A 3,892-nucleotide genomic window follows, 5' to 3' on the forward strand; every position below is an offset into this window, starting at 1 on the left:
CTTTGTAAAAAATTCTGCTCACAACTGACTTGGGATTTCTATAGGCACAAGACCGTATCTAATTACCTGAACATAAATACTGTTAACTGTGTTGAAACCCTTAACGTTGTTCAACCCCTTTATGTTCTCGGTTCGCCGTTCCCTATTCCCTTATCTGATCAGTCAACTTTCATTGTGTATGACTACTTACGACCGATGAAGGCAACTTAGTAATCTAGTTCGATTAGACCGAGACTATGAATACAACTGAGCGTAAAACAGAGAAGAAAATGGAAGTGCCTAGAACAACTAGTGAAGTGATTCGCATCAAGCCCCAACAGTTTATTCATGTGCTAGACAACAATACTGGTGTTACGCGACTGGAGGTTGGTCCTCAAACCATTACCCTTCGGGATCACGAGCGGCTGATCTTAAAACCTGAACCGATGATTATTGTGCCGCCTCGATATTATTGTGTGGTGGCTAATCCATTACTCCGGGATGAAGACGGTCAACCCATTGCTGATCAGCATGGTCAAATTCGACTGCGCTACGGTGATCTGGAAATTCGTTTCGCGCAAGATCCGTTTCCCCTTTATCCAAACGAGAAACTGGTAGGGGATGTCACGCAACTGGCAGTAGTCGAGACCAATCAAGCACTGCGTCTGAGAGCAATTCGGGATTTTACCGATACGGTTACGAGAATAGTTGATGGAGAAACCCAGACTGAAACAATTAACCGTTTAGCAGGTGATGAATGGCTGTTTGAAGGACCTGGAACCTATATTCCCCGGGTGGAGGTGGAAGTAGTTGAGACAGTCACAGCTGAGGTGATTAAACCTAACCAAGCCTTACACCTGTTAGCACGGCAGAATTGCACCGATCGTCAAAGCAATAGACGTAGAGCAGGTGAAGAATGGCTGGTTAGAGAAGAAGGAGCCTATTTACCTGGTGTGGATGAAGAAGTAATTGGCATTATTAATGCTTACATTTTGACAGAACAAAAAGCATTACATCTGAAAGCTAAACGCACCTTTACTGATATTTTTGGTCGTCAGCGTAAAGCTGGAGATGAATGGTTGGTCACCTTTGAAGATGCAGAAATTCATATTCCCGATGTTTATGAAGATGTAGTGGGAGAAGTCACGATTACTACCCTCAGCGATCACGAATGGTGTATTGTGGTTGACCCCATTGATGAGTCTGGAAAACCTCAGCTCGGTATGCGAGAGGTTCGCCAGGGGAGAACATCATTTTTCTTGCATCCCGGTGAATCCTTGGAGAATGGTATCCAAAACATCTATGTTCTCAGTGAGCTCGAAGCACTGTTGCTTCGAGCCAAAGAAGCGTTTAATGAAGGGGAAGGTGACCAGGTCATTACTCATCAACCAGGGGATTTATGGATGATTGCTGGGCCACAAGATTATATTCCCCGTGTGGAAGTGGAAGTGGTTGAGAAGCGTCAAGCGATTCCCCTTGATAAGAATGAAGGTATCTATGTGCGTAATATTCAGACTGGTGAACTCAAACTGGTCGGTGGTCCTCAGGCTTATATGCTCACTCCCTATGAGAAGCTTTGGGAAAAAGAACTGCCATCGGTAGTTGAGGAACTGTTGATGCAAAAAATAGACCCATTGTCTGGACGTGGTCAGGATTCTGTAGCTGGAGGGGATCAGTCCGAGCAAAAATCAGGAGTACGCCAACGTCTATCCCAACGGGATAAGACTAGAGCAGTTGTGTTTCATATTCCTCAAAATGCTGCTGTACAACTTCATGATTATAAAAACAGAACTGCAAGAACTGTATTTGGACCGGACTTGGTGATGCTCGAACCAGATGAAGCCTTTACTGTGCTTTCTTTGTCAGGTAGCAAGCCCAAACGACCTAATGTAATTAAATCCTTAGCCTTATTACTCGGTCCTGATTTTATGACCGATATCTTTACCGTAGAGACAGCAGACCATACCAGATTACAGCTACAGCTGTCCTATAACTGGTACTTTGATGTGGACAGACACGATGAACAAACTGCAGCTAGACTGTTTCAAGTACCTGATTTTGTGGGAGATACTTGTAAAGCGATCGCATCCCGAGTGCGGGGTGCTGTAGCAGGGGAAAAATTTGATGAATTTCACCGCAATTCAGCCCGGATTATCCGACTGGCGGTGTTTGGCACTGATGAAGAAGGTCATATTCGAGATGAATTTCGTTTCCGAGCCAATAACCTAGTAATTACCAATATTGACATTCAGTCAGTGGAGCCAGTGGATGAAGAAACCTTAAGGAGCTTGCAAAAGTCAGTCCAGCTAGCGATTCAAATTACTACTGATGCTCAAGAAGCTGCTGCACGGCAAGATGCGGAACGGATTGAGCAAGAAGCGAAAGCCAGGTTGGAAAGGCAAGTAATTTTGGATCAAAGTGCAGCAGAAGCAGAACGGAAAAAACTTCTAGAATTACAGGCAGAAAATATAGCCATTGAGTCTACAGGTCAAGCAACAGCAGAAGCAAGAGCTAAGGCTGAAGCGGCTCAGATTCAAGGACAATTAGCAGTTAACTTGGCTCAGCAAGAAGCCGAGGCGGCTCGGATTCGCAATGAAATCGAGTTAGCTCAACTCAAAGCACGTCAGGAAGCTGAATTAGCCCATCAACAGAGTTTGAGTAACCTAGAGATTGCCAAAGCTGAGCGTATGGCTCACATTAAGAGTGAAGAATACCGACAGAAAGTAGAAGCGATTGGTCCTCAAACCATTCAAGCGATCGCACAAGCAGGTCCGGAAATGCAGGCAAGACTTCTAGAAGCACTTGGTATCCAGAGTGTTTTGATTACCGATGGCAAAAATCCCATCAATCTATTTGGTGCAGCTAATGGTCTGATTAGTCCGCCAACTTCTAACTAAGTACATGTGTATCTGCTGCGCGCTGTGTCTGCTGCGCCCTGTGTCTGCTGCGCGCTGGCACGGCTTCCCTTATACACAGATAGACTGATAACCCAACCCTATCTTATCGGTCTATCTTACCGGTCTATCTGTGTCGAAGGTTGAGAGTTGAGGTGTTGCTCAACTTTGTTAATTACCCCTAGTACGAGAAACAGAGCAAATACTACAGCAACACCGATAGCAGTCCACTTGAAAAAAACTAACTTTGGCCGACCTTTAGCTGGATAACCACAACTGAGGCAAATTTCATCGTTGGTGCTGGTTAAAGACCCACAAACGTTACACTGTTCTAAAGCCATAGTTCTTGGAAATCTCTACCGTCATAAGATAACTGAAAAAATTATCAGGTGGGTAGAGTACTTTGAGCCTTCCTTACCAACTCCTTGATGCCCAAGTTGCTTAGTTCAGGTGAAGTAGGTTACCCAAAAATCAGGGCACAAGGGAAAACCCCCAGGTATGAAGCCTGTGACCAATAACCGATTACCCATTCCTAATCATGGCCTCAGGACACAATTTAATTCTGGATCTAACCACAGTTCTAGGGGCTTCTGCTCTGGGAGGCTACCTTGCCAATCGGCTACGTCAACCTGTACTTTTAGGCTATTTAGCCAGTGGTTTATTGGTTGGTCCGTTTGGTCTTAAACTCGTAGGCGAATTAGAACAAGTCAAATCCCTAGCTGAAATTGGGATTGTTTTTTTGTTATTCACCTATGGGGTAGAATTTTCTCTATCCCAGCTTAAACGATTTAAAGATATTGTCCTGAAAGGGAGTTTACTGCAAATTAGTCTCACTATTACCCTAGTTGCAGTTTTAGCCAATGGACTTGGTTGGGTTGATGGATTAACTCCGGGAATAATGCTCGGATTCATCATATCCCTCTCCTCCACCTCAGTAGTTCTTAAAACCCTGATGGAGAGAGGAGAAACCAATACCCTTCATGGTCAAGTGATGCTAGCAATTTTGATTGCTCAAGACC

4 protein-coding genes are annotated in these 3,892 nt (G+C 44.5%); 3 read left to right on the forward strand and 1 reads right to left on the reverse strand.

Annotated features, from left to right (window positions below; all coding sequences use genetic code 11):
- Positions 1-210: hypothetical protein (locus F6K20_RS28020; RefSeq protein ID WP_287296861.1), on the forward strand; the 210-nt coding region annotated here is incomplete at its 5' end.
- A 26-nt stretch (positions 211-236) separates the two neighbouring features.
- Complete coding sequence (locus F6K20_RS28025; RefSeq protein ID WP_008191230.1) at positions 237-2,876, forward strand: colicin transporter; 2,640 nt, start codon at positions 237-239, stop codon at positions 2,874-2,876.
- Between the two features lie 116 nt (positions 2,877-2,992).
- Here F6K20_RS28025 and F6K20_RS28030 read toward each other — a convergent pair whose 3' ends face one another.
- Entirely contained in the window at positions 2,993-3,214 is a 222-nt protein-coding gene (locus tag F6K20_RS28030) for a hypothetical protein (RefSeq protein WP_008191228.1), read from the reverse strand.
- 197 nt (positions 3,215-3,411) lie between these two features.
- On the opposite strand from F6K20_RS28030, the gene F6K20_RS28035 reads away from it, so the two are divergent.
- On the forward strand, positions 3,412-3,892 hold a 481-nt coding region (locus F6K20_RS28035), incomplete at its 3' end, for a cation:proton antiporter domain-containing protein (protein WP_287296862.1).

The organism is Moorena sp. SIO2C4, from assembly GCF_010672485.1.
Classification (GTDB): domain Bacteria; phylum Cyanobacteriota; class Cyanobacteriia; order Cyanobacteriales; family Coleofasciculaceae; genus Moorena; species Moorena producens.